The 26,315-nt window shown below is 70.3% G+C and carries 32 protein-coding genes, 1 tRNA gene and 2 riboswitches; of the genes, 12 read left to right on the top strand and 21 right to left on the bottom strand.

Going from position 1 to position 26,315, the window contains the following annotated elements; genetic code table 11:
• Positions 1-123: 123 nt before the first annotated feature.
• Positions 124-780, bottom strand: coding sequence for an SDR family oxidoreductase (locus tag ABZX02_RS26870; RefSeq protein WP_355301863.1), 657 nt, complete (start codon positions 778-780; stop codon positions 124-126).
• A gap of 79 nt (positions 781-859) precedes the next feature.
• Between ABZX02_RS26870 and ABZX02_RS26865 the strand changes: the two genes are divergently transcribed.
• Entirely contained in the window at positions 860-1,288 is a 429-nt protein-coding gene (locus ABZX02_RS26865; RefSeq protein ID WP_355301861.1) for a helix-turn-helix domain-containing protein, read from the top strand.
• A gap of 10 nt (positions 1,289-1,298) precedes the next feature.
• The gene (locus ABZX02_RS26860; protein ID WP_355301859.1) at positions 1,299-1,544 is read left to right on the top strand and encodes a hypothetical protein; all 246 of its coding nucleotides are present in this window, start codon (positions 1,299-1,301) and stop codon (positions 1,542-1,544) included.
• Here the strand turns inward: ABZX02_RS26860 and ABZX02_RS26855 are convergent.
• Entirely contained in the window at positions 1,519-1,977 is a 459-nt protein-coding gene (locus ABZX02_RS26855) for a DUF1801 domain-containing protein (protein WP_355301857.1), read from the bottom strand. The genes ABZX02_RS26860 and ABZX02_RS26855 overlap by 26 nt on opposite strands.
• Positions 1,978-2,053: 76 nt before the next feature.
• Between ABZX02_RS26855 and ABZX02_RS26850 the strand changes: the two genes are divergently transcribed.
• Positions 2,054-2,869, top strand: coding sequence for a 3-methyladenine DNA glycosylase (locus tag ABZX02_RS26850; protein WP_355302154.1), 816 nt, complete (start codon positions 2,054-2,056; stop codon positions 2,867-2,869).
• Between the two features lie 63 nt (positions 2,870-2,932).
• Entirely contained in the window at positions 2,933-4,639 is a 1,707-nt protein-coding gene (locus ABZX02_RS26845) for a substrate-binding domain-containing protein (protein WP_355301855.1), read from the top strand.
• A 14-nt stretch (positions 4,640-4,653) separates the two neighbouring features.
• Here the strand turns inward: ABZX02_RS26845 and ABZX02_RS26840 are convergent, their stop codons facing one another.
• Positions 4,654-5,466: an aldo/keto reductase gene (locus ABZX02_RS26840; RefSeq protein WP_355301853.1), complete on the bottom strand. Its 813-nt coding sequence runs from the start codon at positions 5,464-5,466 to the stop codon at positions 4,654-4,656.
• Entirely contained in the window at positions 5,454-6,425 is a 972-nt protein-coding gene (locus ABZX02_RS26835) for a YafY family protein (RefSeq protein ID WP_355301851.1), read from the bottom strand. Before ABZX02_RS26835 ends, ABZX02_RS26840 begins: the two co-directional genes overlap by 13 nt.
• A 49-nt stretch (positions 6,426-6,474) precedes the next feature.
• On the opposite strand from ABZX02_RS26835, the gene ABZX02_RS26830 reads away from it, so the two are divergent.
• The 4 genes from ABZX02_RS26830 to ABZX02_RS26815 are packed head-to-tail and all read left to right on the top strand — an operon-like array spanning position 6,475 to position 8,323.
• Positions 6,475-6,852: a DUF3224 domain-containing protein gene (locus ABZX02_RS26830; RefSeq protein ID WP_355301849.1), complete on the top strand. Its 378-nt coding sequence runs from the start codon at positions 6,475-6,477 to the stop codon at positions 6,850-6,852.
• A 2-nt stretch (positions 6,853-6,854) separates the two neighbouring features.
• Positions 6,855-7,514 carry a maleylpyruvate isomerase family mycothiol-dependent enzyme gene (locus ABZX02_RS26825; protein ID WP_355301847.1) on the top strand — a complete coding sequence of 220 codons (660 nt, stop codon included), beginning with the start codon at positions 6,855-6,857 and terminating at the stop codon, positions 7,512-7,514.
• Between the two features lie 11 nt (positions 7,515-7,525).
• Positions 7,526-8,128, top strand: a complete 603-nt coding sequence (locus ABZX02_RS26820) for a class I SAM-dependent methyltransferase (RefSeq protein WP_355301845.1) — start codon at positions 7,526-7,528, stop codon at positions 8,126-8,128.
• A gap of 12 nt (positions 8,129-8,140) precedes the next feature.
• Positions 8,141-8,323, top strand: coding sequence for a hypothetical protein (locus ABZX02_RS26815; protein ID WP_355301843.1), 183 nt, complete (start codon positions 8,141-8,143; stop codon positions 8,321-8,323).
• Positions 8,324-8,368: 45 nt separating this feature from the next.
• On the opposite strand, the gene gcvP is transcribed toward ABZX02_RS26815, so the two are convergent.
• The 9 genes from gcvP to ABZX02_RS26770 form a co-directional block, all read right to left on the bottom strand.
• Complete coding sequence (gcvP, locus tag ABZX02_RS26810) at positions 8,369-11,260, bottom strand: aminomethyl-transferring glycine dehydrogenase (RefSeq protein ID WP_355301839.1); 2,892 nt, start codon at positions 11,258-11,260, stop codon at positions 8,369-8,371.
• Between the two features lie 49 nt (positions 11,261-11,309).
• Positions 11,310-11,407: riboswitch (glycine riboswitch) on the bottom strand.
• 3 nt (positions 11,408-11,410) lie between these two features.
• Positions 11,411-11,507, bottom strand: a riboswitch (glycine riboswitch).
• Between the two features lie 56 nt (positions 11,508-11,563).
• A complete protein-coding gene (locus tag ABZX02_RS26805) occupies positions 11,564-12,532 on the bottom strand; it encodes a Clp protease N-terminal domain-containing protein (RefSeq protein ID WP_355301837.1) in 969 nt (322 codons plus the stop codon).
• A 75-nt stretch (positions 12,533-12,607) separates the two neighbouring features.
• On the bottom strand, positions 12,608-13,174 hold the full coding sequence (locus ABZX02_RS26800) for a MerR family transcriptional regulator (protein WP_355301835.1): 567 nt from the start codon (positions 13,172-13,174) through the stop codon (positions 12,608-12,610).
• Positions 13,175-13,553: 379 nt separating this feature from the next.
• A complete protein-coding gene (locus tag ABZX02_RS26795; RefSeq protein ID WP_030468959.1) occupies positions 13,554-14,027 on the bottom strand; it encodes a bifunctional nuclease family protein in 474 nt (157 codons plus the stop codon).
• A gap of 151 nt (positions 14,028-14,178) precedes the next feature.
• The gene (locus ABZX02_RS26790; protein ID WP_355301833.1) at positions 14,179-14,724 is read right to left on the bottom strand and encodes a MerR family transcriptional regulator; all 546 of its coding nucleotides are present in this window, start codon (positions 14,722-14,724) and stop codon (positions 14,179-14,181) included.
• A gap of 48 nt (positions 14,725-14,772) precedes the next feature.
• A complete protein-coding gene (garA, locus tag ABZX02_RS26785) occupies positions 14,773-15,231 on the bottom strand; it encodes a glycogen accumulation regulator GarA (RefSeq protein ID WP_030476302.1) in 459 nt (152 codons plus the stop codon).
• Between the two features lie 113 nt (positions 15,232-15,344).
• Positions 15,345-15,728, bottom strand: a complete 384-nt coding sequence (gene gcvH / locus ABZX02_RS26780; RefSeq protein ID WP_355301830.1) for a glycine cleavage system protein GcvH — start codon at positions 15,726-15,728, stop codon at positions 15,345-15,347.
• Positions 15,729-15,770: 42 nt separating this feature from the next.
• Complete coding sequence (locus ABZX02_RS26775) at positions 15,771-16,352, bottom strand: CDP-alcohol phosphatidyltransferase family protein (RefSeq protein ID WP_355301828.1); 582 nt, start codon at positions 16,350-16,352, stop codon at positions 15,771-15,773.
• A gap of 109 nt (positions 16,353-16,461) precedes the next feature.
• Positions 16,462-16,665, bottom strand: coding sequence for a hypothetical protein (locus ABZX02_RS26770; protein ID WP_355301826.1), 204 nt, complete (start codon positions 16,663-16,665; stop codon positions 16,462-16,464).
• Between the two features lie 265 nt (positions 16,666-16,930).
• On the opposite strand from ABZX02_RS26770, the gene ABZX02_RS26765 reads away from it, so the two are divergent.
• On the top strand, positions 16,931-17,629 hold the full coding sequence (locus ABZX02_RS26765) for an ANTAR domain-containing protein (protein ID WP_355301824.1): 699 nt from the start codon (positions 16,931-16,933) through the stop codon (positions 17,627-17,629).
• Positions 17,630-17,785: 156 nt separating this feature from the next.
• Positions 17,786-18,142, top strand: a complete 357-nt coding sequence (locus ABZX02_RS26760; RefSeq protein ID WP_355301822.1) for an STAS domain-containing protein — start codon at positions 17,786-17,788, stop codon at positions 18,140-18,142.
• Here ABZX02_RS26760 and ABZX02_RS26755 read toward each other — a convergent pair.
• On the bottom strand, positions 18,139-18,807 hold the full coding sequence (locus ABZX02_RS26755) for an ATP-binding protein (protein WP_355301820.1): 669 nt from the start codon (positions 18,805-18,807) through the stop codon (positions 18,139-18,141). The genes ABZX02_RS26760 and ABZX02_RS26755 overlap by 4 nt on opposite strands.
• A 135-nt stretch (positions 18,808-18,942) precedes the next feature.
• Between ABZX02_RS26755 and ABZX02_RS26750 the strand changes: the two genes are divergently transcribed.
• Positions 18,943-19,341: an ATP-binding protein gene (locus ABZX02_RS26750; protein WP_355301818.1), complete on the top strand. Its 399-nt coding sequence runs from the start codon at positions 18,943-18,945 to the stop codon at positions 19,339-19,341.
• A gap of 89 nt (positions 19,342-19,430) precedes the next feature.
• A complete protein-coding gene (locus ABZX02_RS26745; RefSeq protein ID WP_355302152.1) occupies positions 19,431-20,162 on the top strand; it encodes a SigB/SigF/SigG family RNA polymerase sigma factor in 732 nt (243 codons plus the stop codon).
• Here the strand turns inward: ABZX02_RS26745 and ABZX02_RS26740 are convergent.
• The 7 genes from ABZX02_RS26740 to ABZX02_RS26710 all read right to left on the bottom strand — a co-directional run bounded on the left by ABZX02_RS26740 (position 20,135) and on the right by ABZX02_RS26710 (position 26,260).
• Entirely contained in the window at positions 20,135-20,452 is a 318-nt protein-coding gene (locus ABZX02_RS26740) for a WhiB family transcriptional regulator (protein WP_355301816.1), read from the bottom strand. The genes ABZX02_RS26745 and ABZX02_RS26740 overlap by 28 nt on opposite strands.
• A 72-nt stretch (positions 20,453-20,524) precedes the next feature.
• Positions 20,525-22,258 carry an arginine--tRNA ligase gene (argS, locus tag ABZX02_RS26735; RefSeq protein WP_355301814.1) on the bottom strand — a complete coding sequence of 578 codons (1,734 nt, stop codon included), beginning with the start codon at positions 22,256-22,258 and terminating at the stop codon, positions 20,525-20,527.
• A 61-nt stretch (positions 22,259-22,319) separates the two neighbouring features.
• The gene (locus ABZX02_RS26730; RefSeq protein ID WP_355301812.1) at positions 22,320-23,000 is read right to left on the bottom strand and encodes a M50 family metallopeptidase; all 681 of its coding nucleotides are present in this window, start codon (positions 22,998-23,000) and stop codon (positions 22,320-22,322) included.
• A 78-nt stretch (positions 23,001-23,078) separates the two neighbouring features.
• Positions 23,079-23,708, bottom strand: a complete 630-nt coding sequence (locus ABZX02_RS26725) for a DUF4383 domain-containing protein (RefSeq protein ID WP_355301810.1) — start codon at positions 23,706-23,708, stop codon at positions 23,079-23,081.
• Positions 23,709-23,779: 71 nt separating this feature from the next.
• Entirely contained in the window at positions 23,780-24,433 is a 654-nt protein-coding gene (locus tag ABZX02_RS26720) for an SAM-dependent methyltransferase (RefSeq protein WP_355301808.1), read from the bottom strand.
• A 119-nt stretch (positions 24,434-24,552) separates the two neighbouring features.
• Positions 24,553-24,624 (bottom strand) — tRNA-Glu (locus tag ABZX02_RS26715).
• A 145-nt stretch (positions 24,625-24,769) separates the two neighbouring features.
• Positions 24,770-26,260, bottom strand: coding sequence for a PucR family transcriptional regulator (locus ABZX02_RS26710; protein ID WP_355301806.1), 1,491 nt, complete (start codon positions 26,258-26,260; stop codon positions 24,770-24,772).
• Between the last annotated feature and the right edge of the window lie 55 nt (positions 26,261-26,315).

The following is a 26,315-nucleotide window of genomic DNA, read 5'->3' as shown; positions in this document are numbered from 1 at the left end:
TGGACCGCCGCCAGGTGGCCGCCGCGAGGCGGGTCGCTGGTGAACGGCGCGGGCACGCAGGGCCGGCGGTCTGCGGGCCGCCGCGCGGCATCGTCCGCGAACCGCCGCCCGCCCCACTCCCCCTCACGAGGCCAGTGAAGCCTTCACCGCGCGCGTGCCCTCGTCCGCCAGCACCTCGTCCTCACCGTTCTCGATCGCCCGCAGCACCTGCGAGACCACGTCGGCCGGCGCGACCTTGGGCTGGTCGATGTGCGCCGCCATGTCGGTGTCGATGTACCCGACGTGCACGCCGACCACGTGGGTGCCCTGCTCGCGCAGCGCGTCGCGGGTCGACTTCGTGAACGACCACGCCGCCGCCTTCGACGCCGCATAGCCGCGGGCGCCGGGGTAGCCGAGCCACGACAGGATGCTCAGCACGTTGACGAGGGTGCCGCCGCCGTTGGCCTTCAGCACGGGGGCGAAGGCGTCCGTCGTGCGGACCACGCCGTAGAAGTTGACCTCGAACTCCGACTTGATGTCGTCGACCGCCGCGCCGGGGCCGGTGACGCCGGCGTTGTTGACGACGATCGTGACATCTCCCAGTTCCTTGGCCGCGGCGGCCACGGACGCGTCGTCGGTCACGTCCAGCTGGACCGGCAGGACGCCCTCGTCCACCACGGACGCCGTGTTGCGGGCGCCTCCGTAGACCTTCGCGCCGCGCTTCACGAACTCCTGTGCGAACGCGCGGCCGAGCCCGCGGTTGGCACCGGTCACCAGCACCACTGCACCGTCGAATCCCATGACTACCTCCTGAGTTGGACTTCCCAACTCACGTTAGCGAGGTAAGTTGGATTTGCCAACTCACTGCTAGGATGGTCACATGGCACCTCGAAGCTGCTCCGTCGCGAACGCACTCGAAGTCGTGGGCGAGCGCTGGTCGCTGCTGGCGTTGCGCGAGGTCTTCTTCGGCAACACGCGGTTCGACCAGATCGTCGCGAACACCGGCGCGTCCCGGGACGTGCTGACCGCGCGGCTGAAGAAGCTCGTCGCGGCCGGGCTGCTGGAGAAGCGCCAGTACTCCGAGCACCCGCCGCGGCACGAGTACCACCTGACGGAGTCGGGGCGGGCGCTGCACCACGTGTTCCTGATGCTCAAGGAGTGGGGCGACGCGTACGTGACGCAGGGGCCCCTCCCGCTCGTGTACCAGCACTCGTGCGGTCATGTGCTGGAGCCGCGGGTCGTGTGTGCGCACTGCGGGCAGGACGCGACCGTCGAGTCGCTCAGCCGTGCGGGAGAGCCGGTCCACTAGGTTGGGCGGCATGAGTGAGGACGACGAGGACGAGTTCGCCGAGGACGACGACTTCGAGGACGAGGAAGACCCGGACGACCTCTTCGCCGTCACGCCCGAGCCGCGCACGGTGTGCCACCTGTGCGGGGGTGCGAGCTACATCGCGGCGCCGACGCTCGCGATCATCGGGGGCGCGTCGCGGACCGTCGACAACGGGCGGGAGTGCCCGCACTGCCACGGCGCGCGGACGTTCACCGGGCTCGTGCCTCCTGTTTAGCCCTGCTCGCGGCGTGCCAGTCGACGAACTCGCGCACGGACAGGCGCGCCACCTCTTCGGCCACGACGGCGAGGGCGAGGTCCGCGCTCCGCTTGAAGCGCACGCAGGCCTTGCCCATGTCGAGCTTCTTGCCGGTCTCGGCCCACCTGGCCCGGAATGACTCCTCGAACTCCGCCATCACCGTGGTCAGGTAGAGGGAGTAGTACCGCTTCTGGGCGCTCAAAGCGACGTAGAGCAGCGGCTTCTTGTTGTACGTGGGGCCGCTCACCTCCAGCGGCACCGCGTAGACGATCAGGCCCCAGTCCATCATCTCCACGTAGCCGGCGGGGAGGTTCGCGAGGACGACCTCGCGCACGGCCTCGACCTCCGCGCGCTGCTCGTCGGGCAGTTCGGCGAGGTACTGGGCGACCGTGGCGGCCTGGCTCTTCACCATGCGCGTACGGTAACCGTCCGTGGAGGTCCTGACCCGAGCCGAATGGCACCAATCCCGCGACGCGCACCTCGCGCGCATGCGCCGGTTCACGGGTCCGCACCAGGAGCGGAAGCTCCGCAAGGAGAAGCACCCGGTCATCGACTTCCTCTTCACGTACTACAGCCATCGGCCCGTGCGGCTCGAACGGTGGCATCCGGGGCCCGGCGTGATCCTCGAGGACGCGGCCGAGTACCTGGAGTTCCCGCACTACAAGGCGGTCGCCGAGGGCGTCACGCTCGACGTGGAGAGCTTCGTCGGGCAGCGCGCCAAGACGCTGGACTTCGTGCAGGGGCTGCTCACGGCGACGCTCAGCCGCCCGGCCCGGCTCGGGTGCTTCGGGTTGCACGAGTGGGCGATGGTCTACCGGCAGCAGCCCGAGGAGGTCCGGCACAACGCGTGGCCGTTGCGGCTGGGCAGCGCCGGGACCGACGAGGTGGTCGAGGCGAGCCGGATCCAGTGCGGGCACTTCGACGCGTTCCGGTTCTTCACGCCACCCGCCCGGCCGCGTAACGCTCTGCAGCCCACCCGCGACGAACAGTTGCAGAACGAACAACCGGGCTGCCTGCACGCGAACATGGACCTGTTCAAGTGGGCGTACAAGCTGGAGCCCGCGACGCCCTCGGAGCTGGTGGCCGACTGCTTCGAACTGGCCGCTGACGTGCGCGAACTCGACATGCAGGCCTCGCCGTACGACCTCGCGGGGCTGGGCTACGCGCCCGTGCGGATCGAGACGGCGGAGGGACGTGCGGAGTACGCGCGCAGACAGGCGGCGTTCGCCGAGCGGGCCCGACCGTTGCGAGAACGGCTCATCTTCGTTTGCCAGTCGATACTTGCAGTGACTTCACTCGTCTGACTGAGTTCACCTGTTAGCGTGATTGGCGGTCGTCGGGGGCCGCTGAGTAGTTGTGAGGGATCGATGTCTCGACACCGCGCTCTGCGGGCGAAGGTGAAGCGCGGAATCGCCAAGTGGCCCGTGCTCATCGTCGTGCTCGTGGTGCTGCTCGGCCTCAGCTGGCTCGCGCTGTCGTGGGCCGGCGGGGTGCTCGACAAGCGCTCGCAGGCCCTGGCCCAGAACTGCAGCGAAGGCGACTCGGTGCTGCGCGTGTCCGTGACGCCCAGCGTCGCCGGCGCCGTCCGGGACGTCGCGCAGGAGTACAGCAAGACCCGGCCGGTCGTGTACGACCACTGCATCGCCATCGAGGTGACCTCGGCGGACTCCTCCGCGGTGCTCGAGGGTCTGACGACGGCCTGGGACGAGACGAAGCTCGGCAAGCGGCCGCACGCGTGGCTGCCCGACTCGACGCTCTGGGCCAACCGCCTCTCCGCGCTGAACGCGAAGCTGGTCGGCTCGCCGCCGAAGTCCGTCGGCACGTCACCGGTGCTGCTCGCCGCCCCCGAGGCCGCCGCACCGGTCCTCAAGGACTTCCGCTGGACGGACATGCCCGAGGTCACGGACTGGAGCAAGTACGGCCAGTCGTGGGGCCGGTTCAGCGTCGCGATGCCCGACCCGGCCGCGAACACGGCGTCCGCGCTCGCGATCCAGGCGGCGCTGGCCGGCGGCAAGGGCCCGGTCACGGCGGAGTCGCTCGCGTCGGACGCCTCGAAGGGCGCGCTGACCAAGCTCGCGGCCGCGGTGCCGCCGGAGGTGCCCGCGACGACGCGTGACGCGTTGGGGCGCCTGGGTGACAGCGCGACCGTGAACGCGGCGGGCTTCTCCGTCACGCCGGTGTCCGAAGTGGACCTGTTCAAGCACAACACGGGCAAGGAGGCGCCGTCGAAGCCGTTGGTGGGCGTGCTGCCCGCCGGACCGGCTCCGGTGGCGGACTTCCCGTACGTCGCGCTCGGCGGCAGCGAGGTCGGCGAGGCGGAAGAGCGTGCGGCGCAGGCGTTCCGCGACTTCATGACCGAACCCGCGCAGCAGGCGGTGCTCGCGCGCGGCGGCCTGCGCGTCGAGTCCACTCAGGACCGCCCGTCGCCCTCGCCGGGCGTGTCCTGGTCCGCCGTCACGGAGAACCTGGTCGCCGCCGACGCGACGACCACGCAGCAGATCTCCTCGGCGTGGCAGTCCGCCGACCGCGGCGGGCAGGTCGTCACGGTCCTGACGGACGTGTCGACGTCGATGAAACCCAGGCTGGACAAGGTGAAGGCGGCCCTGCGCGGCCAGGTCGACCGCGCGGTGTCGGGGTCGTTCGGGCTGTGGGACTTCGCCCGCGACCGCGACGGGTCCAAGCCGTACAAGCAGCTGGTCGCGACCGGGCCGGTCGGGGAGAAGCGCGAGGCGTTGCGCCGGTCGATCGACGGGCTCAAGACCGCGGACGGCTCGCAGCTCTACAGCGCGCTCGCGGCCTGTTACGAGACGGCGCACGACGGGTTCGTGGCCGGGCGGGTCAACCGGGTCGTGGTGATCACCGACGGCACGCCGGACGGCGGCATCGACCTGGCGGCGCTCAAGGCGCAGCTGCACGGGACGGACCTGCCGGTCAGCTTCATCGCGATCGGCGGCGAGGTGGACAAGGCGGCGCTGACGGACATCGCGCAGACCACCGGCGGGTCGGTGTCGGTGGTGGAGAACGAGAGCGGCGTGGAGGCCGCGCTCGGCCAGGTGCTGTCGACTAACGCCTGACCGGGCGCGACCGCTCAGGCGGCGTTGAAGCGGTCGGGGTCCGGGCCGGTGCGCGTGCCGTTGTCGAGCTCGGTGATCACGAGCATGTCGTCCTGGGCCAGCTCGAAGTCGAAGACGTCGATGTTCTCCTTGATCCGGTAGGGCGTGACGGACTTCGGGATCACCACGATGCCCAGCTGGACGTGCCAGCGCAGCACGATCTGGGCCGGGGTCTTGCCGTACTTCTCGGCGAGCGAGGTGAGGTCCGGCTGCCGCAGCAGCGCGCCCTGCGCGAGCGGCGACCAGGCCTCGGTGACGATGCGGTGGGTGACGTGCACCTTGCGCATCTCCTCCTGCTGCAGCAACGGGTGCAGCTCGATCTGGTTCACCGCCGGGGTGGTCGGGAACTCGTCGAACAGGCGCTGCAGGTGCGGGGTGTGGAAGTTGGACACGCCGATCGCGCGCACGCGACCGTCGGCGTAGAGGCGTTCCATCGCGCGCCACGACTCGGCGTAGAGGTCGCGCTCCGGGGTAGGCCAGTGGATGAGGTAGAGGTCGATGACGTCGCGGCGCAGGCGCCGCGCGCTCTCGTCGAACGCGCGCAGCGTGGCGTCGTGGCCCTGGTCCGCGTTCCACAGCTTGGTCGTGACGAACAGGTCGGGGATGCCGGCGATGGCGTCGCCGACACCGGACTCGTTGCCGTAGGCCGCGGCGGTGTCGATGCTGCGGTAACCGGCCTCGATGGCCGTGGTGACCGCACCGGCCACCTGCTCCTCCGGCACCTGGTAGACGCCGAAGCCGAGTTGAGGGATCCGTACTCCGTTGTTCAACGAGATCAGCGGAACCATGCGGGTAGCTTCGCACCGTTGTAGACGTCGTGCATCGCCTTGATTGTCGCGGCGATGTCGGCCCTCAAGTCGTTCGGTGCCAACACTTCCACGTCCGCGCCGAATTTGAGCAGGTCAGCGACGGCGTGCCGGGTCGACTCGGTCGGGAAGCCGAACTCCTCCCCCGGCCGCGGATCCAGTTCGCGCACGACCCGCGCCTGGTAGCCGCTGAGCAGGTACTGGGTCTTGTCCAGGCCGGACCGCGTCATGCGGACCGTGACGCGCTCGCCGTACATGCGGGCCTCGAACCGCTCGGACCAGTCGGCCCAGAACGCCGCCAGGTCGAAGTCCTCCGGGCGGTCGAACGTGTCGGCGGTGACCTCCAGCGCGAGCACGCGCGAGACGCGGTAGGTGCGGCCGCTGCCGACGAAGTACCAGGTCCCGGCCTTCAGCACGAGCCCGTACGGGTCGACCTCGCGCTCCACGGTCTCGCTGCCCCAGCGCTGGTAGGTCATGCGGACCCGGCGCTGTTCCCAGACCGCGTCGGCGATCGGGGCGAGGTGCTCGGTCGGCTCGTCGCCGCGGAACCACGTCGGGGTGTCGAGGTGGAAGCGCCCGCGGATCTGCTCGGCACGCGAGCGCAGCTCGGTCGGCAGCGCGGCGAGGAGCTTGAGCTGCGCTGCGGCCGCGAACTCCTTGAGCCCCAGCGCCTCCGCGGGTCCGGGCAGGCCCGCGAGGAACAGCGACTGCGCCTCGTCGGTGGTGAGGCCGGTCAGCCGGGTGCGGTAGCCGTCGACGAGCCGGTAGCCGCCCGCCGGGCCGCGGTCGGCGTAGACGGGGATGCCCGCGGCGGACAGCTCCTCGACGTCGCGGTAGATCGTGCGCGGCGAGACCTCCAGCTCGGCCGCCAGTTCGTCCGCCGTCATCCGGCCCCGCGACTGCAGGAGCAGGAGGACCTGGATGAGCCTGCCGGATTTCATGGGATGAACCTGACACGTTCTGTCAGGAATTACCAGCAGAGTGGCGTCCATGAAGGCAACAGGAACCATCGCCGTGAAGAGCTGGGACGAGAAGACGTGGGAAGGCCGGCCCTACGCCGACGTGGAGGGCCGCAAGCTCACCGAGGCACACGTCCAGTTCACCTACGGCGGCGAGATCAGCGGTGTCGGCAGCTGCCGGTACCTCATGTACTACGGCGAGAACGTCGCGTGGACGACCGCGATCGAGGAGGTCGTCACCGACGACGGCACGCTGGTGCTGCGGCACGTCGGCGCCTACCGGTCCGCTGTGGAGGGTACGACCGAGATCGTCGACGGCACCGGGAAGTTCCTCAACGCGCGAGGTGCGGTGACGGTGGACTGGGCGGAGGATGGCAGCGGCACCTACACCCTGGAGTACGAGGTCTGACGATGACCAACGCCCCCATCTACGACGCGGCCAAGCAGCGGATCGCCTCGCTCGTCGAGGGCCACGACCCGCAGACGCCCGTGGCGGCGACGCCCGGCTGGTCGGTCAAGGACGTGGTGGCGCACCTCGCCGGCGGTCTGCGCGACTTCGCGGACCGCCGGTTCGACGGCGTCGAGACGGGCGAGTGGGGTGAACGGCAGGTGCGCGACCGCCGCGACAACACCCTCGCCGACGCCTTCGCCGAGTGGGACGCGAACCGCGAGCTCGCCGCACCGCTCTTCGACACCCCGATGGGGCCGGTCCTGGTGTCGGAGGTGATCGCGCACGAGCACGACCTCCGCGCGGCACTGGGCGTGCCCGGCGACCGGAACGGCGTCGAGGTGCGGGCGGCGCTCGTGAAGCCGTTGCAGCAGCTCGACCAGCGGATGCGGGAGAACGACGTGCCGGCGCTGCGCATCACCCTGGAGCACGGCGACCGGGTGCTCGGGCACGGCGACCCGGCCGGGACGTTGCGGACGACGTCGTTCGAGCTGATGCGGGCCATCGGCGGACGGCGGTCGGCCGACCAGATCAAGGCTTTGGACTGGGACGGTGATCCGGACGTCTGGATCTCCTCGCTCGCGTTGTTCGGACGGCACCGGCCGGAGCCGTTCAGCGAGTAGGTTCTCCGCACGTGGGCGACTGGCTGACGGACACGCGCGACTCCTACGACACGGTGGCGACCAGCTACGCGGACCTCACCCGCGGGTTGCTCGACGACCTGCCACACCTGCGGGCAGCGTTGCGGCTGTTCGCGGAGGAGGTGCGCGGGCCGGTCGCGGACGTCGGCTGCGGGCCCGGCGACACCACCGCGCTGCTGCACGGGTACGGGGTGGACGCGTTCGGGATGGACCTCTCCCCCGGGATGATCGACCTGGCCCGGTCCTCGCATCCCGGGCTGCGGTTCGAGGTGGGCTCGATGACCGACCCGCTGCCGGGCGGGCTCGGCGGGATCCTCTGCTGGTGGTCGCTGATCCACGTGCCGGACGAGCTCGTGCCCGTGGTGTTCGGGCACTTCCGCGCCGCGCTGGCACCGGACGGCCTGCTGCAGCTGGGTTTCCACGTCGGCGACCGCACGAACCTCAAGACCTCGGGCTACGGCGGGCACCCGATGAGGGTGAACGTCCACCTGCGCCCGCCCGAGCGGGTGGCGGGGTGGCTGCGGGACGCGGGCTTCACCGTCGAGGCCCGGTGGCTGCTGGGCGACGACGGCGCGGTGCTGTTCGCGCGGGGGTGAGACCATCAGCGCGTGTCAGAGGAACAGACCTGCCAGCGCTGCGGTGAGACGGTCGAGCTGGAGACCGAGGACTTCGAGCTGTTCGAGCGGATGCACCCCGACTGCTTCCACTTCGCGTTCGAGCACGACCTGTCCCGGCCCGGCATCGGCGCCGACGAGAACTGCGGCGACGAGACCTGCCCCGTCGGAGCATGAGAAAAGGGGCGCACCCCCGAGTGCGCCCCTTTCCCGTGACTCGGATCAGCTGCTGTACGCCTCGAGCGGCGGGCAGGAGCAGACCAGGTTGCGGTCGCCCTTCGCGCCGTCGATGCGGCGGACCGGCGGCCAGATCTTCGGAGCACCGGTACCGGCCGGGTACACGGCCTCCTCGCGGGTGTACGGGTGGTTCCACTCGCCGACGGTCACGCTGGCCGCGGTGTGCGGGGCGTTGCGCAGCGGGTTGTCCTCGACGGGCCACTCGCCGGCGCCGACCTTGTCGATCTCGCGCTTGATGGCGATCATGGCGTCGATGAACCGGTCGATCTCGGCCAGGTCCTCGGACTCGGTCGGCTCGACCATCAGCGTGCCGGCGACCGGGAACGACATCGTCGGCGCGTGCAGGCCGTAGTCGGCGAGGCGCTTCGCGACGTCGTCCACCGTCACGCCGGTGGCCTTGGTGATCGGGCGCAGGTCGAGGATGCACTCGTGGGCGACGAAGCCGCCCTCGCCGGTGTAGAGGACCGGGTAGTGCTCGTCCAACCTCCGCGCCACGTAGTTCGCGGCCGCCACGGCGGTCAGGGTGGCGCGACGCAGGCCGTCGCCGCCCATCATGCGCACGTACGCCCACGAGATCGGCAGGATCGACGCGGAACCCCACGGGGCGCCGGAGATCGGGCCGACACCGGTGGCCGGGCCCGCCGTCGGCTGCAGCGGGTGGTTCGGCAGGAACGGCGCGAGGTGGGACTTCACGCCGATCGGGCCGACACCGGGGCCACCGCCGCCGTGCGGGATGCAGAACGTCTTGTGCAGGTTCAGGTGCGAGACGTCCGAGCCGAACTTGCCGTAGCGGGCCAGGCCGATCAACGCGTTGAGGTTCGCGCCGTCGACGTACACCTGGCCGCCCGCGTCGTGGACCAGGCCGCAGACCTCGCGGACGGTGTCCTCGTACACGCCGTGGGTCGACGGGTAGGTGATCATGATCGCGGCCAGGTCGTCGGCGTGCTCCGCGACGGTGGTGCGCAGGTGACCCATGTCGATGTTGCCCTTGTCGTCGCACTTCACGACGACGACGCGCATGCCGGCCATGACGGCGGACGCGGCGTTGGTGCCGTGCGCGGACGACGGGATGAGGCAGACGTCGCGAGCCTCGTTGCCGTTCGCGCGGTGGTACGCGCGGATCGCGAGCAGGCCGGCGAACTCACCCTGCGAGCCGGCGTTCGGCTGCAGCGAGACGGCGTCGTAGCCGGTGACCTCGGCGAGCCACGCCTCCAGGTCGGACACGATCTTCAGCAGCCCGGCGGCGTCCTCGACCGGCGCGAACGGGTGCAGCGTCGAGAACTCCGGCCACGTGATGGACTCCATCTCCGCGGTGGCGTTCAGCTTCATCGTGCAGGAGCCGAGCGGGATCATGCTGCGGTCCAGGGCGACGTCCTTGTCGGACAGCGCGCGCAGGTAGCGCAGCAGGGCCGTCTCCGAGCGGTGCGCGTGGAAGACCGGGTGGGTCAGGTAGTCCGAGGTGCGGCGCAGGTCGGCCGGGATGCCGTCGGCGGTGTCGGCGTCGATCGCGTCCACGTCGGCACCCGTGACACCGAACGCGTTCCACACGGCGATGACGTGCGCGCGGGTCGTCTTCTCGTCGCAGGCGATCGCGACGACGTCGGCGTCCACGAGACGGAGGTTGATGCCGGCCTCGCGGGCCTTCGCGACGACCTCGGCGGCACGACCCTCGACGCGGACCTCGACGGTGTCGAAGAACTCGCCGTGCACGACGTCCAGCCCGGCCTCGCACAGGCCCGTGGCGAGCACGGTGGCCAGGCGGTGCACGCGGGTCGCGATCGACCTCAGGCCCTCGGGACCGTGGTAGACGGCGTACATGGACGCGATCACGGCCAGCAGCACCTGCGCGGTGCAGATGTTGGACGTGGCCTTCTCACGGCGGATGTGCTGCTCGCGCGTCTGGAGCGCGAGGCGGTAGGCCAGCGAGCCGTCCGAGTCGACGGAGACGCCGACGAGACGGCCGGGCAGCTGGCGCTCCAGACCGGACCGGACGGCCATGTAACCGGCGTGCGGGCCACCGAAGCCGATCGGGACGCCGAAGCGCTGGGTGGTGCCGACGACGACGTCCGCGCCGATCTCGCCCGGCGCGCGCAGCAGCGTCAGCGCGAGCAGGTCGGCGACCACGACGGCCTGCGCACCGGCGGCGTGGATCTCCTCGATCAGCGCCTTCTGGTCGCGCACCACACCGGACGCGCCGGGGTAGGACAGCAGCACGCCGTAGAAGTCACCGCCGAGGCCCAGACCCTCGATGCCCTGCGACAGGTCGGCGACGACGATCTCGATGCCGAGCGGCTCGGCACGCGTCTCGATGACGGCGAGCGTCTGCGGCAGCGTGTCGGCGTCGACGACGAACTTGTTCGACTTGGACTTGCCGGCGCGGCGCACCAGCGTCATCGCCTCGGCGGCGGCGGTCGACTCGTCCAGCATGGACGCGTTCGCGGTCGGCAGGCCCGTCAGGTCGCCCACCATGGTCTGGAAGTTCAGCAGCGCTTCGAGGCGGCCCTGCGAGATCTCCGGCTGGTACGGCGTGTAGGCCGTGTACCAGGCGGGGCTTTCCAGGACGTTGCGCAGGATCACGCCCGGCGTCACGGTGTCGTAGTAGCCGAGACCGATCATCTGGGTCATCGGGCGGTTCTGCGACGCGAGCTCGCGCAGCTCCGCGAGCGCCTCGGTCTCGGTGGCCGGGGCGGGCAGGTCCAGCACGAGGTCGCGCTCGTGGATGGACGAAGGCACCGCGTGCTGCGCCAGCTCCTCCAGCGACCCGACGCCGATGACGTCGAGGATGCGCGCGAGTTCGGCGGGGCGCGGGCCGACGTGGCGGTCGGCGAACGGGGTGCCGTGCTCGAGAGCGGCGAGCGGAATGCGGTCCTGCGTCATCAAACGCCTCCGGGGGGCTGCGGGCACACGTGTCCTGGTGCCCTCCCCGCTCTGTCCGTACCCCGAGGGGCGCCTGAGAGGTTCACCCGTTGCGAGAACGGGCTTTCACCGTCGGCGGGATCCCTTGCGGGGATCCACTTTCCAGAGGCGTCTCACTCGGCGGTCCTGGATGCCTGAGAGGTTCCCGGGGAGGGACTTGCTCCTTCGGCGCCGGGCTCTGCGACCCGGTCTCTCCCGCCTGAGTTCAGCGACTACCCGAGAAGAATACCCGCAGGCAGCCCGGGTAGTCGCTAGGGACGCGACCTACGTCTCAGTGGCGAGACCGGCGAGCGCCGGCGCGACGGGGTCGGCGGGGTCGTCCCGCAGCGCCACGAGCAGGTGGCGGGTGCCCACCACGGCGTCCCCGCTCCGGGCCGCGACGAGCTTCGCCCGTTCCACCGCCCGTTCGACGGACCCGCCCCGGGGCAACGCCTCCAGGTCGACGCCGGCCGCGCGCAACGCCGCCGCGCCACCCGACTCGAACTCCGGCTTCAGGGTCCGGCCCGCGACCCGCACCTGCTCGTCGACCGTCAGCACCGCCGCCACCAGGTCGCGGGAGGAGAGGTCGCGCCGGGCGGCGACCGCGAGCCGTTCGGCCTCGTTGCGCACGACGGTCAGCACCGGCCCGCCCAGTCCCTGACCGCGTGCGACGAGCCGCGTCAGCCAGCGCACGTACCCGCCGCCGGACTCCCCCTCCAGCGCGCCCGCCTTGCGCAGCAACCAGACCGCGGGCGCCTCCTCGACCTCCGCGTAGGTCCGCGCGGCGTCGGCGCGCACCGCGGCAGCCGTCTCCTCGACGTCCACCCCGCGCAGGACGAACAGGTCGGCCGCACGTCCCGTGTCCTGAGCCAGCAGCGCGAGAGAGAGGTGGGTCGTGGTGAGCACGCCGTCGCCCGCTTCCGTGATCGCCGTACGGAGACACGCCTCCAGTGCGCGACTGACCGGCAGAACGGTGTCCACGCGGGCATGGTCGCAGGCGGCGTTCATCAACGCCGTGACGTCCGGATCAGCCTCGGGAACGACGCCGCCGTCGTCGCCCGCCCAGTGCTCGGTGCCGCGTGCCATCGCCTGCGCCCGCAGCGACCTCACGCCGAGCTTGCGGCCGGGACCGGTGGTGTCGATCAGCGAGATCAGCAGGTTCTCAGTGCCGAGGAAGCCGAACTCCAGGCGGAACGCGCGCTGCACTGCCGCGGCGAGGACTTTGACGACCTGCGACGAAGGGGTGTGCGTCATGACCGTGACGGTAGGGACGCCGATCGGCCACGCGCTGCTGCCGACCGGCCACCGGGGACGGCCGGTCGGCCATGATCAGCCGGTGGCGCGCTCGCGCCGGCGGCGGGTCAGCTCGTCCTCGGTCATCGGCGCGATCTCGACGCCGTCCGCACGTTCGGCCGGGAACTCGTGGATCGTGCCGGAGATCTCGCGCATCGCACCGCTCACCGCGATGCCGAACACGCCCTGACCGCCCTGCAGCAGGTCGACGACCTCCTCCGGCGAGGTGCACTCGTAGACCGTGGTGCCGTCGGAGAAGAGCGTGATCCTCGCCAGGTCCTGCACGCCGCGGCGGCGCAGGTGGTCGACCGCGACCCGGATGTTCTGCAGCGAGACGCCGGTGTCCAGCAGTCGCTTCACGACCTTGAGGACCAGGATGTCCTTGAAGGAGTACAGCCGCTGGCTGCCCGAGCCGTGCGCCATCCGCACCGTCGGGGCGACCAGCCCTGTCCTTGCCCAGTAGTCGAGCTGCCGGTACGTGATGCCCGCGATCTGGCACGCCGCGGGTCCTCGGTAACCGACGAGCTCGTCCGGCAGCGAGGAGTCCGGGAACAGTTCACCCTGCAGCCCGGATTCGGCCCTCAAGGGCGCTTCCTCGACCACGCCTGCCTCCCCTCGGAACGGCCACGAAACTCATGACCGTCAAGCCGCCGCGTCCACTCTCGCGAAGCGGCGACGTCCACTCGAGTTCGACGGTAAGACCGGTCCGATGGCAGGTCAACGCGACGCGCGGGGAGCGACGACCCTCAACCTGAGGTGGAGGGTCATACCGTCACCCGAACTAGGACGTTCAGGTGACGTTTAGTGATCGTTTAGCGAGAATAACGACCTAAAGTAGTCCTGTCGGGTGACGTCCAAACGAACGTTCGACAGCCCATACGAGACGGAGTGCGACGCACCGAAACTCACTCACAGGCGTCCCAGGCGTCGCACCGCGAGTCTGCCCCGCGACGGTGCCTATGTGTCCGCTCCGCGACAGTGCCTATGTATCCGCTCCGCGGAAGTCCTCGGGGGAGACCGAGTCGAGGAACTCGCGGAACTTCTCGACCTCGTCCTCCTGCTCGTCCGGGATGATCAGGCCGGCCTCGGCCAGCACCGACTCCTCGGCGTGGATCGGCACCCCCACGCGCAACGCCAGCGCCACCGAGTCCGAGGGCCGCGCGGACACCCGCACGTCGCCGTCGAACACGAGCTCCGCGAAGAACGTGCCCTCCTGCAGATCGGTGATCCTCACCTGTTCCAGGTTGCGCCCCAGCGCCCCGATGACGTCCTTGAGGAGGTCGTGGGTGAGCGGACGGGCCGGGCGCACGCCCTGCTGCTCCAGTGCGATCGCCGTGGCCTCGACGCTGCCGATCCAGATCGGCAGGTACCGCTCGCCCTCGGTTTCGCGCAGAAGAAGGATCGGCTGGTTCTGGGGCAGCTCCACCCGCACGCCGACGACACGCATCTCGCTCATCGGGCCTCGCCTCCCTCTTATCGTTCGGGGACGACCCGGATTCACACCCGAGCATCCCCCGGCGTACCTGTCCGACGCTACCCGCCAAGCGGGCCGAGTGCTCAATCGTTGCGGGCAGATCGTGATCAAGAAGGCACCCGCTCGCCCTAGATCAGGACTGACGCAGACCCGCCCTCACCAACAACGTGTGCAACGAGGTGAAGAGGTCGGCCAATTCCCGAACCGTCTCGGGATCTGAGAAAGATTTCAGGACGACCACCTCGTGGTCGGCCGCCGCGCGCACGGCGCGCAGGTGCTCGCGCTCGACGCCGAGCCCGGTCATCGTCCGGATCGTGCGGAGCGCGGTGATGTCGTCGGCGGTGAACCGGCCGCCGGGACCGGGGCGCAGCAGACCGTCGCGTTCCAGCTGGGAGAGCTGGTCGGCGGTGAGGCCCGTCTGGGCCAGCAGATCGATCCGCGAGACGGTGGAGGACGCGGCCGCGTCCGCACCGGCGTCGAGCTGCTCGCGGATCACCTTGAGCGGCAGGTACCTGTCGCGTTGCGCGGACAGCACGAACCGCAGCCTCTCGACGTCCGCCGCGCTGAACTGGCGGTAGCCGGAGGCGGTGCGTGCCGGGCGGACCAGCCCCTCCGCTTCCAGGAAGCGGATCTTGGAGATGGTGACGTCGGGGAACTCGGGCCGGAGCTGTGCCAGCACAGCCCCGATGCTCGACCCCCCGCGTTGTGGCCGCCCGGCCGTCACGCGTCAGGCTCCCGCGGAGCCAGGACCCGTCAGGAAGACGAGGCGGAACTTGCCGATCTGGACCTCGTCGCCGTTCGCGAGGACGGCCTGGTCGACCGGCTCGCGGTTGACGTAGGTGCCGTTGAGGCTGCCGACGTCGATGACGACGAACTCGCCGCTCTCCCGGCGGAACTCGGCGTGCCGGCGCGAGACCGTCACGTCGTCCAGGAAGATGTCGCTGTCGGGGTGGCGCCCGGCGCTCGTCGTGTCTCGGTCCAGCAGGAACCGGGAACCGGCGTTCGGACCGCGCTTGACCACGAGCAGCGCGGAACCGGCGGGAAGGGCGTCAACACCGGCAACGGCCGGCTCCTGTGCGGGCGCCTCGGCGCCGCCTTCCATCTCCTGGAGGAAGTCCGCCCGGAAGACGGAGGTCCGCTCCGGGGACTGCTCCGGCGGAACGCCTGGGCCGTCGTTCGTGCTCACCTGAGCTCTCCTCCTGCTGCTGGATCCGTCACTTCCGGTAAAACCTATCGCGTTGGGGTCACCGCCTTCAGCGCGGCTCCCCTTCCGGCCGAAGATCCGGCGAAAGATCGACGTCACTCCTTCTCCACCAGCGCCTTGTACCCGTCCGCGTCGAGCAGGCCTTCCAGCGCCTCGGGGTCGTTCAGCCGGATCTCGACCATCCAGCCCTCGCCGTACGGGTCGCTGTTCACCGAGTCGGGCGTCTGGACCAACGCGTCGTTGATCGCGACGACCTCGCCGTCGAGCGGCGAGTAGAGGTCGGAGACGCTCTTGGTCGACTCGACCTCGCCGAACGTGTCACCCGCCGCCACGGTGTGACCGACCTCGGGCAGCTGGACGAAGACCACGTCACCGAGCTGTTCCTGGGCGTAGTCGGTGATGCCGACGCGCACGGTGTTCTCGCCTGTGCTGGCGACCCACTCGTGCTCCTCGGTGTAACGAAGCTCCTCGGGAATCAACTGACTGCGCTCCTCGTGCTGAACCTGTATGGGGTGATCTTTTCACGCGACCGTGCGAGGTGTGACCCGCAGGGCCAGGAAGAACTGGTAGACGTACAGCAGCGCCGACCACAGGTAGAGCGCTCCGCCCCAGGCCGTGAACGCGTACGCGAACGGCAGGGCGACCTGCGCCCACGCCGAGTCCCCCTGCGCGAGCAGCAGCAGGGGGAAGGCGTAGAGCAGGTTGAAGGTCGCGGCCTTGCCCAGGTAGGTCACCTCGAACGGACCCCAGCCGCGTTGCCGCAGCACGAGCAGGCAGATGCCCACGACGACCTCTCGCCCCACGAGCACGAGGGCGACCCACAGCGGCACGATGTCCCTGATCACGAACGCCAGCAGCGTGCAGAACACGTAGAGGCGGTCCGCGGCGGGGTCGAGCAGCGCGCCGAGCCGGCTCATCTGGTTGAGCCAGCGCGCGAGCTTGCCGTCGAGCCAGTCGGACAGGCCCGCGAAGACGAGGACGAGCAGCGCCCAGCCGTCCGCGCGGGGTCCGAGGAGCAGGTAGAGGAAGAGCGGAACACCGGCCAGCCGCAACACGCTGAGCAGGTTCGGAATCGTCAGCAGGCGATCAGCCGGATCACGCACACCCGCACTCTAAACGAGTGACTGCGCAAGGGCTGCCGGATGGCGTCACGGCACGCTGTGCGACTGGTTGCGGGTGGTGCGCGGTGTTCGGTCCAGCGGGGGGTGGGGCTCAGGCCGTGTGGGTGAACGTCCAGCCGCGGCGCTGCATCTCGGCGCCGGTGATGGCGTGCGGGCGACCGCGGTCGTCACGACCGACCCAGCGGGCGCGGAAACCCTCGAGCACGTAGGCGTGGCCCCGGCTCCACACGACGCTGCACGGCGTGGTGGGCAGCGCTGAATCGCACTCCGCGTCCTGCTTCGGCTGGGTTTCCATGGCGGTTCTCATTTCTGTCCCTTCGTGACAACGGGGATGTCGTGCGCCGGGACTCCGGTGTTATCCCTGAGAACGAAGTCTGCCGGACTGTGGTTCAGAACACGTGTCGTGTTCGGGTCCAAAGCGTTAATTGGATCAATCGGCGCGCCGAGCTGTCCGGACCCGCAGCGCGGCGGAAGCGCAGGTCCTTGCCTGCGCAACCGTTCGTCGTACGACGATGACCGCACGGCTCGTGTTCGTGTTCGGCCGGGCCTAACCTCGCCTGGTGAACTCCCAGCTGAACTTCGGCGACGAGCTGCTCACCCGGCTGATGACCCACCTGTGCGCCCAGACGGAGGGATGTCCCGGCGTGGGGCTGAGCGTCTGGCCGGGTGCCCACCGGCTGCGGTCGGTCGGCGCCGCGGGCGAACTGGACCAGGCCCAGCTGGACGCGGGCGAGGGACCGCTCGTCGTCGCCTCGCGCGACGAGCGGCAGACCTCCGGCCAGGTGGGCGACCTGCACGTGGTGGCGGTGCCGGGCAGCTGGGGCGACAGCGGCCCGGTGGTGCTGACCGTCTACCTCGACCACCCGCCGCGGCTCGCCGACCTCAAGGCGATCGAGGAGATGGAGCCGCTCATCGCGACCGCGGCCTCGGTCGTCGAGTTCTGCGCGGGCGAGATCCTGCGCGCGGACCAGATGGTCAAGATGGTGCAGCACCGCCGCTACATCGAGCAGGCGAAGGGCCTGGTCATGGGCGCGCGGCCGAGTGCGCCCGGCGAGGCCTTCGAGCTGCTGGTGCGAGCGAGCCAGCACGCGAACGTGAAGCTGCGGGACGTGGCCACGGCGCTGGTGCTGGTCGTCGGCGGGTCGCTCGAGGACAGCGCCGAGGAGGTGATCGAGCCGCCGCCGCCCGCGTTCGCGGTCGCGCGCAAGCTGTGGGAGGCGTTGCGGACCGGCGCGCTGAAAAATCCCGACGAAGAGTGAGTCGGCGCGTTTGAACCGACCATTGTCCGGGTACGGACCACTCGACCTGTCCTGTAGAGCGGCCACTCCCGTACGGTGGTGTCCGCAGCGGTTGAGCCAGCAGCCGCATCGGGGCCGCTGCGTGGCGGCTCCCTGTATGTGAGAGGGAGTATCTCGGTGACTGTGCAGGACCCACGTGCGGAGCAGATCGAGCTGAAGGTGCGGCAGCCGGCGCCCGGAGTCACCGTCCTCGCCGTGTCCGGTGAGGTCGACATGGTGTCGGCGCCGACTCTGCGCGAAGCCCTCGTCAACGGACTGGGTGACGGTGGCGTTTTCGTGGTGGACATGACCGGTGTGACGTTCCTCGGCTCCGCCGGGCTCGCGGTGCTGGTCGAGGCCGCCAAGCTCGCGCAGCAGCAGAGCGCGTCCCTCAAGGTCGTGGCCACCGCCCGGGCCGTGACGCGTCCGCTGGAGGCCACGGGGCTGGGTGAGGTCTTCAACCTCCACTCGTCCGTGGACTCGGCCCTCGCCTAGCGCGTCTTGACCGTGAGGCGGTTGCCGGCCGCTCTGAGCGCTTCGGCGACGGCGAGGAGCGCCTGTTCCAGTCCGCTCTTCTCCGTCCCGACCTGACTCAGGTCGACGACCAACGGCACGGTGCCCCCACGCGCCGCGGTGGTCAGCGTGCGACGCAACGACGGACCGGCCTCCACGGGCACGTTCCCGCGCACGACCGCTACGACGCCCGAGGAGGTTTCGTGGACACGCACGTCGCACTCGGGCGCCGACCGGGCCGCGGGCACCACCGGTGTCCTCGTCCGGCGCAGGTGCACGGTCGTGCCGCTCGCCCTGCGCTCTATGGCGACGTCGTCCACGCTCTCCCGCATGAGCAGGAGACCGCGGCCCCGCATCGTCAGCGCCGGTGGCGGCACGCGCCACTGGCCGTGGTCCGCCACGTCGACGACCGCCGACCCGTCGGTGTCGAACCGGCCGCGCACCTCGACGGTGCCGCGGGCGGGACCGGGGTAGGCGTGCTCGACCGAGTTGTTGACCGCTTCGCTGACCGCGAGCACGAGGTCGCTCGCCTCGTCCTCGCCGAAACCGCTGTCCTGCAGCCACTCGCGCACCCGGTGCCGTACCGGCGCCACTTCGCGCGCGTCTGCCGGGAAGCGGAGGGCCAGGAAGTCTTCGCGCACCAACACCAGCGCCCCTTCCGTGGACTCTTGCCTCCAGCAGGTGATTTCCCGGGGCGCGCCGTCAGTACACGTGTTAACCGAGATCGATTCGGGTACGGCAACGACATGCCGTCCTTCAGCAGAATGGACTACGAGGTGGCTGTGACTCAATTGTCAGGCGTCGAACTCCGGATGGCGGCGGATCCCACCCAGCTGTCCACCGTGCGCGCGGTCGCGGCCGACATCGCCATGCGGCAGGACTTCGACCTCGACTCGATCGAGGACCTGAAGCTCGCCGTCGACGAGACCTGCTCGACGCTGATCACGCTGGCGGCGCAGGACGCCGTGCTCAGCTGTCACTTCGCGGTGGACGACAAGGGTGCCGTCCACGTCTCGGCGAAGGTCTCCGCCAAGTCCGCCTCCGGTCCCGACGAGGCGAGCTTCGGCTGGCGGGTGCTCACCGCGCTCGTCGACTCGGTGCGCACCGGAGTCGAGGAGACCGAAGGGTTCGTGGTGCACATCGACCTCGTGAAGTCCACGGCAGGGGCGGTGGATGCGTGACCGGGGCGGACGAGGCCACCAAGACGGCGGAGACCGACGCGCCGGAGGCCAAGCAGGAGGGCAAGTCCCGGTCCGGTGACTACGACCACCTGGCCCCGCTGTTCGCCGAGCTCGCCACGACCCCGGCCGGCCCGAAGCGCGACACGTTGCGGGACCGGCTCGTCACCGAGCACCTGCCCGTCGCCCAGCACATCGCCCGCCGGTTCGGGCACCGCGGTGAGCCGCACGAGGACCTCGTGCAGGTGGCGACGGTCGGCCTGATCAACGCGGTCGACCGGTTCGACCCCGAGCGCGGCAGCGACTTCCTGTCGTTCGCCGTGCCGACGATCATGGGTGAGGTCCGGAAGTACTTCCGCGACTCCAGCTGGTCGGTGCGGATGCCGAGGCGGCTCAAGGAGCTGCACCTGGCGATCAACGCGGGCACCTCGCGCCTGTCGCAGTCGCTCGGCCGCGCGCCGACGCCGTCGGAGCTGGCCGAGCACCTGGGACTGTCGCGCGACGAGATCCACGAAGGACTCGCGGCCGGAAACGCTTACCAGAGCGCGTCTCTGGACGACATGCTGATGTCGGAGGACTCGTCGATCTCGCTGGGGTCCACCATCGGCGAGGAGGACCCCGAGATCGCGATGATCGAGCAACGGGAGGCGCTGCACCCGTTGCTCGAGAAGCTGCCCGAGCGCGAACGCAAAATCGTGATCATGCGCTTCTTCGGCAACATGACCCAGACGCAGATCGCGCAGAAGGTCGGCATCTCCCAGATGCACGTCTCGCGGTTGCTCGCGAAGACGTTGCGTCAGCTGCGGGACGTGCTGGAGGAGTAGGCGCGGACACGGCGCCGGGCCGCGTTGATGATCTGGCGCCGTTCGTCCTCCCCCATGCCGCCCCACACGCCGTACGGCTCCTGGGCCTCGAGCGCGTGGGCGCGGCACTGCGCGAGCACCGGGCAGTGCCCGCAGATCGCCTTGGCCTTGTCCTCCCTGGCGGCGCGCGCGTACCCGCGCTCGTTGTCCGGGTGGAAGAAGATCGCGCTGTTCTCCCCCCGGCACAGACCGTCCATCTGCCAGTCCCAGACGTCGGTGACCGGCTTGGGCAGGCGGGTCGTGCAGGTCATCGCGACTCCCTGAGGACTAGGGGAAAGAGTTGCGATCTCTGCGTACCTCTGCTTGACCAGGGATAAACCTTCTTACAGCCTTTCGGGGGCCCCGATTCCCAGCAGGGACAGGCCCAGCGTGAGCACGCGTGAAGTGAGCGTGAGCAGGTGCAGGCGCGAGTCCTGCAGCTCCGTCGACTCCGCGGTCGCCACCGGGCAGTGGTTGTAGAACGTGGAGAACGCCGTGGCCGTCTCGAACAGGTAGTTCGTGAGCTTGTGCGGCGCGAGCTCGTCGATGGCCGCCTGGACGGCCGTGGGCAGCTGCAGCAGCTTCAGCGCCAGGTCCCGCTCGGCCTGCTCCTGGAGCACGAGAGGGGCGTCCTGCGGGGCCTCGCGGCCGACCTTGCGGCCGATCGACAGGATGCGCGCGTTGGCGTACTGGATGTAGACCGACGTGTCGCCCGTCGTCGCGAGCATCTTCTCCCAGGTGAAGACGTAGTCCTTCTCCCGGTCGTTGGAGAGGTCCGCGTACTTGACCGCGCCGAGCCCGATCGTGCGGGCGAGCGCGTCCTTCTCCGCACCCTCCACTTCGGACGACTCGGGCATCACCTTGTAGGAGTTCTCGACCGCCTCGGTGAGCAGGTCGATCAGCTTGATCGTGCCGCCCGCGCGGGTGCGGATCGTCTTGCCGTCGCTGCCGAGGATCGTGCCGAAGCCCGTGTGGACGGCGGTGTGCGCGTCGTCGAGCCAGCCGGCCTGCTTCGACGTCGCGAAGATCATCTGGAAGTGCTGCGACTGCGGGGTGCCGACGACGTAGATCAGGTCGTCGACCTTGCGGTCGCGCACCCAGTACCGCACGGTCGCGAAGTCGGTGGTGGCGTAGCCGTAGCCGCCGTCGCTCTTGCGCACGATGAGCGGCAGCCGGTCGCCCTCGCGGTTGGAGAAGCCGGGCGGGAACACGCAGAGCGCGCCGTCGCTGGTCTCGACGAGGCCCTTGGACTGCAGCTCGGTGATCGTGTCCGCGAGGTACGGGTTGTAGAAGCTCTCGCCGTAGTTGTCCTCGGCGGTGAGCCCGATCTCCAGGAGCTCGTAGACCTGGTTGAAGTGCCGCTGCGACTCCCCCACCAGCTCGTGCCACAGCTTCAGGGTGGCCTCGTCGCCGCCCTGCAGCAGCACCACCCGGCGGCGGGCGCGGTCGGCGAAGCCCGGCTCGTTGTCGAACTTCTGCCGCGCCTGCTGGTAGAACGCGTTGAGGTCGCTGATCTCGTGGTCCGCGCCGTGGCCCTCGTCGGTCAGGTGCTCGATGAGCATGCCGAACGGGGTGCCCCAGTCACCGAGGTGGTTGTGCGGGATGACCTCGTGGCCCGCGAAGGCGAGCAGCCGGCAGAACGCGTCGCCGATGATCGTCGAGCGCAGGTGGCCGACGTGCATCTCCTTCGCGACGTTGGGGCTGCTGTAGTCGATCGCGATCCGGCGTGGCCGTTCGACGCGCGGCACACCCAGCCGGTCGTCGGTGAGCAGCAGCGCGGTCTGCTCCTGCAGCCACTCGGTGCGCAGCTTCAGGTTGATGAAGCCGGGGCCCGCGATCTCGGGCGTCTCCAGCGCGTCCGCGGCGTCGAGGTGCTCGACGATCAGCGCGGCGACCTCGCGCGGGTTGCGGCCGACCTTCTTCGCGAGGCTCATCGCGACGTTGCACTGGTAGTCGGCACCGTCTCGGGTGGACGGTCGGATCAGCGCTTCCTCGGCGGTGATGTCCACGTCCAGCGCGGCGCGCAACGCCCGCGCGACCCGCTGGCCCAGTTCGAGCCCGACATCCCCACGCAGCACTGAACCCACCTCTCCACGACCGGCTTGTTCACCCGAGTATTTCACCCGGCACCAACCCGATTCACCACCGGCCGAGCAACAGCGCCCCTCCGCCGACGAGCGAGGCCAGGCTGATCAGGCCGAAGAACGTCACCCAGCCCAGCGCGGGCACGCCGGTGAGCCAGGCGAGCTGGTCGGCGTCGCTGCGGGGAGCCTGCCGCCGCCAGCGCTTGACCTGCAGCTCCCACACCGGCCGGACGCCGCCGAGCAGCAGGAACCAGGCGAACACGTACGCGGCCGCGTCGCGGACCTCGGGGGTGGCGTAGAAGGAGACGAAGAAGAAGGCGCCGCCGGTGACGATGATCGACAGCACGCCGAACACGTTGCGGATCATGATCAGCATCGCGGCGAGGAAGCCGATGCTGATCCACAGCATCAGCTGGATCCGCTCGGTGGTGATCAGCAGGGCCGCGCCGAAGCCGAGCAGCGACGGCGCGACGTAGCCCGCGAGCGCGGTGAGCACCATGCCGGGCCCGCGCGGCTTGCCGCGGGACACGGTGAGGCCGGACGTGTCGGAGTGCAGCTTGATCCCGCTGAGGCGCCGCCCGGTCAGCACGGCCAGCAGCGCGTGCCCGCCCTCGTGGGCGATGGTGATGACGTTGCGGGTGACCCGCCAGATCCCGTGCACCGCGACCGCGAGGAACGCGGCGGCCGCCGTCCCCCAGGTGATCAGCACTTCGTGGGTCAGCAAGTCGGAAGGCATCGCGACATCGAAACAGACGCGCCGTGAGAGCCGCATGTGGGCTCTCACGGCGCGTCTGCGCCGGACAGGGGTTGCTCGCTAGTGCTTGATCTTGTCCTTGCTCACGCGCTCGGTCTTCGGGTCGAGGACCGCCTGCTCGCGGGTGACCGGCTCGCGGTCGAACGGCTCGGTCCGCCGCGTGGTGCTGACGGCCGGGTCCGTCGGCTCGACGTGCGGCGTGTCCCGCTCGTCGCGGAACGCCTCCGACCGCGGCTCCGGCACCACCGGCTCCTCGTCCTCGATCAGCTTGCGGCGCGCGGGCATGACCGCGAGCAGCAGACCGAACAGGGCGATGCCGAGGTGCAGCCAGTTGTCGTTGACGTTGACCGCCAGCGGGTTGCCGTACTGCTCGGCCGGGTTCTGCGCGAGGATCCCCGTGATCATGAGGTCCCACACGAAGAGCGCGGCGAAGCCCGCGAACAGCAGCCAGCCGTACAGCCGCGACAGCCCCGAACCCAGGGCCGTGAGCACGCCCAGCACGCCGACGGCCACCATGACCGTGTTGTGCAACGGGTTCACCGAGAACCCGAGCACGTAGGACTGGGCGGCCCAGTCCCCGACCCCGGTGCGGGTGAAGCCCACGACGCCGAACACGATGAACGCGATGCCGGCCAGTCCGGCCAGCAGCTGCACCGGCTGCAGACCGGCGACCTTGATGCGGTGGGTCATGACGCCCTCCAGGCTCCGTGTCTTGTCGCCTGGCGGACTACCCCGACCTCACACGGACCAAACGTTCCGCGTCACTTGCGGCCGATGCCCGCGTACGCACCGGGTACGACGGCGGGCGCCTCGATCCGCAGGCCCTCCATGAGCTGCTCGACCGGAGCCGGGTGCGACACGACGAGGAACCCGCCCGCGGGCAGCGCGTGCCGGTAGCGGCGCACGACCCGGCCGGGCCCGGTGGCGTCGTCGACGTACCGCAGCACGTCGACCATCAGCACCGCGTACGGCTCGCGGAGGTCGAGGTGCTCCATCACGCCGGGGTGCCGCAGCACCTGCTCCGGCCGGCGCAGGTCCGCCTCGACCGCGCACGCGCGCGGCTCGCCGCGCAGCAGTCCACGCGAGAACGCGACCGTGACCGGGTCGGAGTCCACGTAGACGACCCGCGCCTCGGGCAGCGTCTGGTGGACGGCACCGCACGTCGGGATGCCGGCGCCGAGGTCGAGGAACTGGCGCACGCCGGACGCCCAGCAGTGGCGGACGGCGTGGCGGAGGAACGTCCGCTGGGCGCGGGTCACGAGCGGCAGCTCCGGGTCGATCCGGACGGCCTGCTTGGCGAACGCGCGGTCGGCGGCGTAGTTGTGCGCGCCGCCGAGGTAGAAGTCATGGATGCGCGCGGCGTTCGGCCGACGTACGTCGACCTCGTAGCGTGCGAAGGCGGGGACCGCAGCCATTCGCAGAGCGTAACTGGCGCCTAGACCATTCGGGCGAAGTTTTCGAAGATTCTTTGGGTCCGTCTGACATGGACCGTCCCGCGGGAGGGCCCGGTCCACCCCACGAAGACCGGGCCACGTAGCGCGTACGGGGATCGAACCCGTGTTTCCGGAGTGAGAATCCGGTGTCCTGACCACTGGACGAACACGCCTTCGAACGAGCATTAAATTGCACCTGCTCGCAGAATTAGAAGAAAGTGAACTAGCAGGTCACGGCTTGGAGGGCGCTCCGGCCCACTCATCTGCTCGGATCATGTGAACAATGATGACCGAGAACACGGACGGGTCGCAAAGGAATTAATCGAGCCACATCAGGGCGAGCCACAGCGTCGCCCGCGCGTCGGCCGCCGCGAGATCTTGCCCGAGCAGTCGCTCGACGTGGGAGATCCGGTGCCGGACGCTGTTGCGGTGCACGCCGAGCACCGCCGCGGTGCGGTCCCAGCCGCCGTGCTGGGCGAGCCAGGCGCGCAGGGTGTCGATCAGCTCGGGGCGGTTGCGGAGCGGGGCGAGGGTGCGGCGGGCGAAGGCGCGGGCGGTAGCCGGGTCGACGAGGGCGGACAGGGTGGAGGCGGGCAGCGCGGGTGCTCCGGTGGCGAGGGCCCTGGGGAGCAACGCGGTCGCCTCCGCCGCCGCGGCGTCGACCGCGGCTCGGGAAAGAGTGGCCGAAGTGGACGGCAGGGCGGCGGACGGGGTGGGCGGCGGCGCGATGGCAGTCGCGCCGGGCATTGCGCCAGTGGACGCGGAAGTCGTTGCGGCAGCGGAGAAAGGTGTCGCCGTCACGGATGTGCGCGCTCCGGGTGCGGCGGTGTCCGCGACCCCGACCGGCGCCACCCCCACCGGCCCGGTCACGTCCAGCCCGCCGCCCACCAGCGCGAGGAACCCACCGTCCACCTCGGACACCAGCGGCCCGTACCGCTGCGCCAGCACGTCGTAGTCCGCCCGCGACCGCCCCGCCACCACCCGGTACGGCCCGCCCCCGAGCACCGCCTCCACCCCGGTCACCTCGGCCCGCAGCAACGCCCCCGCCGCGAGCCGCGCGATCTGCCCGCGCTCGCTCTCCAGGTCCCGCCGCAGCAGCCCGAGCAAGGCCAGGGCGACCGCGACGACCGCCCGTTCGGCCGGAGAGAGCGGCGTCGGCCGGCGCACCACGAGCACCGCGGACTCCACCGGGTCGAGCGTCACGTGCTCGTCACCCACCTGGGTCGAGGCCGAACGGGGTCCCGTCCCCGACGCCACCCGGCGCACGAGCGAGGCGACGTCGTCCGGCGCGGACGAGGCCTCCACGAGGTCGGCGCGGCAGTCCAGCACCACGGCGAGGGTCGTCAGGACCGACTCGACCGGGCGGACGCGGGTCGCGGCGCGGGTCAGGGCGCGCTGGCTGTCGGCGAGCATCCGCTGCTCGCGCACGGCGATCTCGGCGAGCAGCGCGCCCAGGGCCTGCGACACCGCGAGGAACGGCGTCGAGGGCGGCACCTCCAGCAGCGGCATGCCCTGCGCGGAGCAGGCGTCCACCAGCGACGACGGCACCATCGGGAACTCTGGTTCGACGCCGAAGCCGATCGCGCTGACGCCCGAGGACACCAGGCCCGCGACGTACGCGGGGACGTCCGACGGGAACCGCACGCCCGCCGTGAGCAGCAGCTCCTCGCCGACCAGGTACGGCGTCGGGTCCTCCAGCTCGGACACGTGCGCCCAGCGGACCGGCCGGTCCAGCGCGCCGGCTCCACACAGGACGGTCAGGCCGAGGTCGGCGCGCGCGACCAGGGCACGCAGGGGGACGGTTTGCACAACCACAAGTCCAGGATTGTGCACAACGACCACTTACCGGCGCCAGCACGCGTTC

Origin of the sequence: Lentzea sp. NPDC003310 (assembly GCF_040610935.1) — a bacterium.
Taxonomy (GTDB): Bacteria; Actinomycetota; Actinomycetes; order Mycobacteriales; family Pseudonocardiaceae; genus Lentzea.
This window is presented reverse-complemented; position numbering and strand designations above follow the sequence as displayed.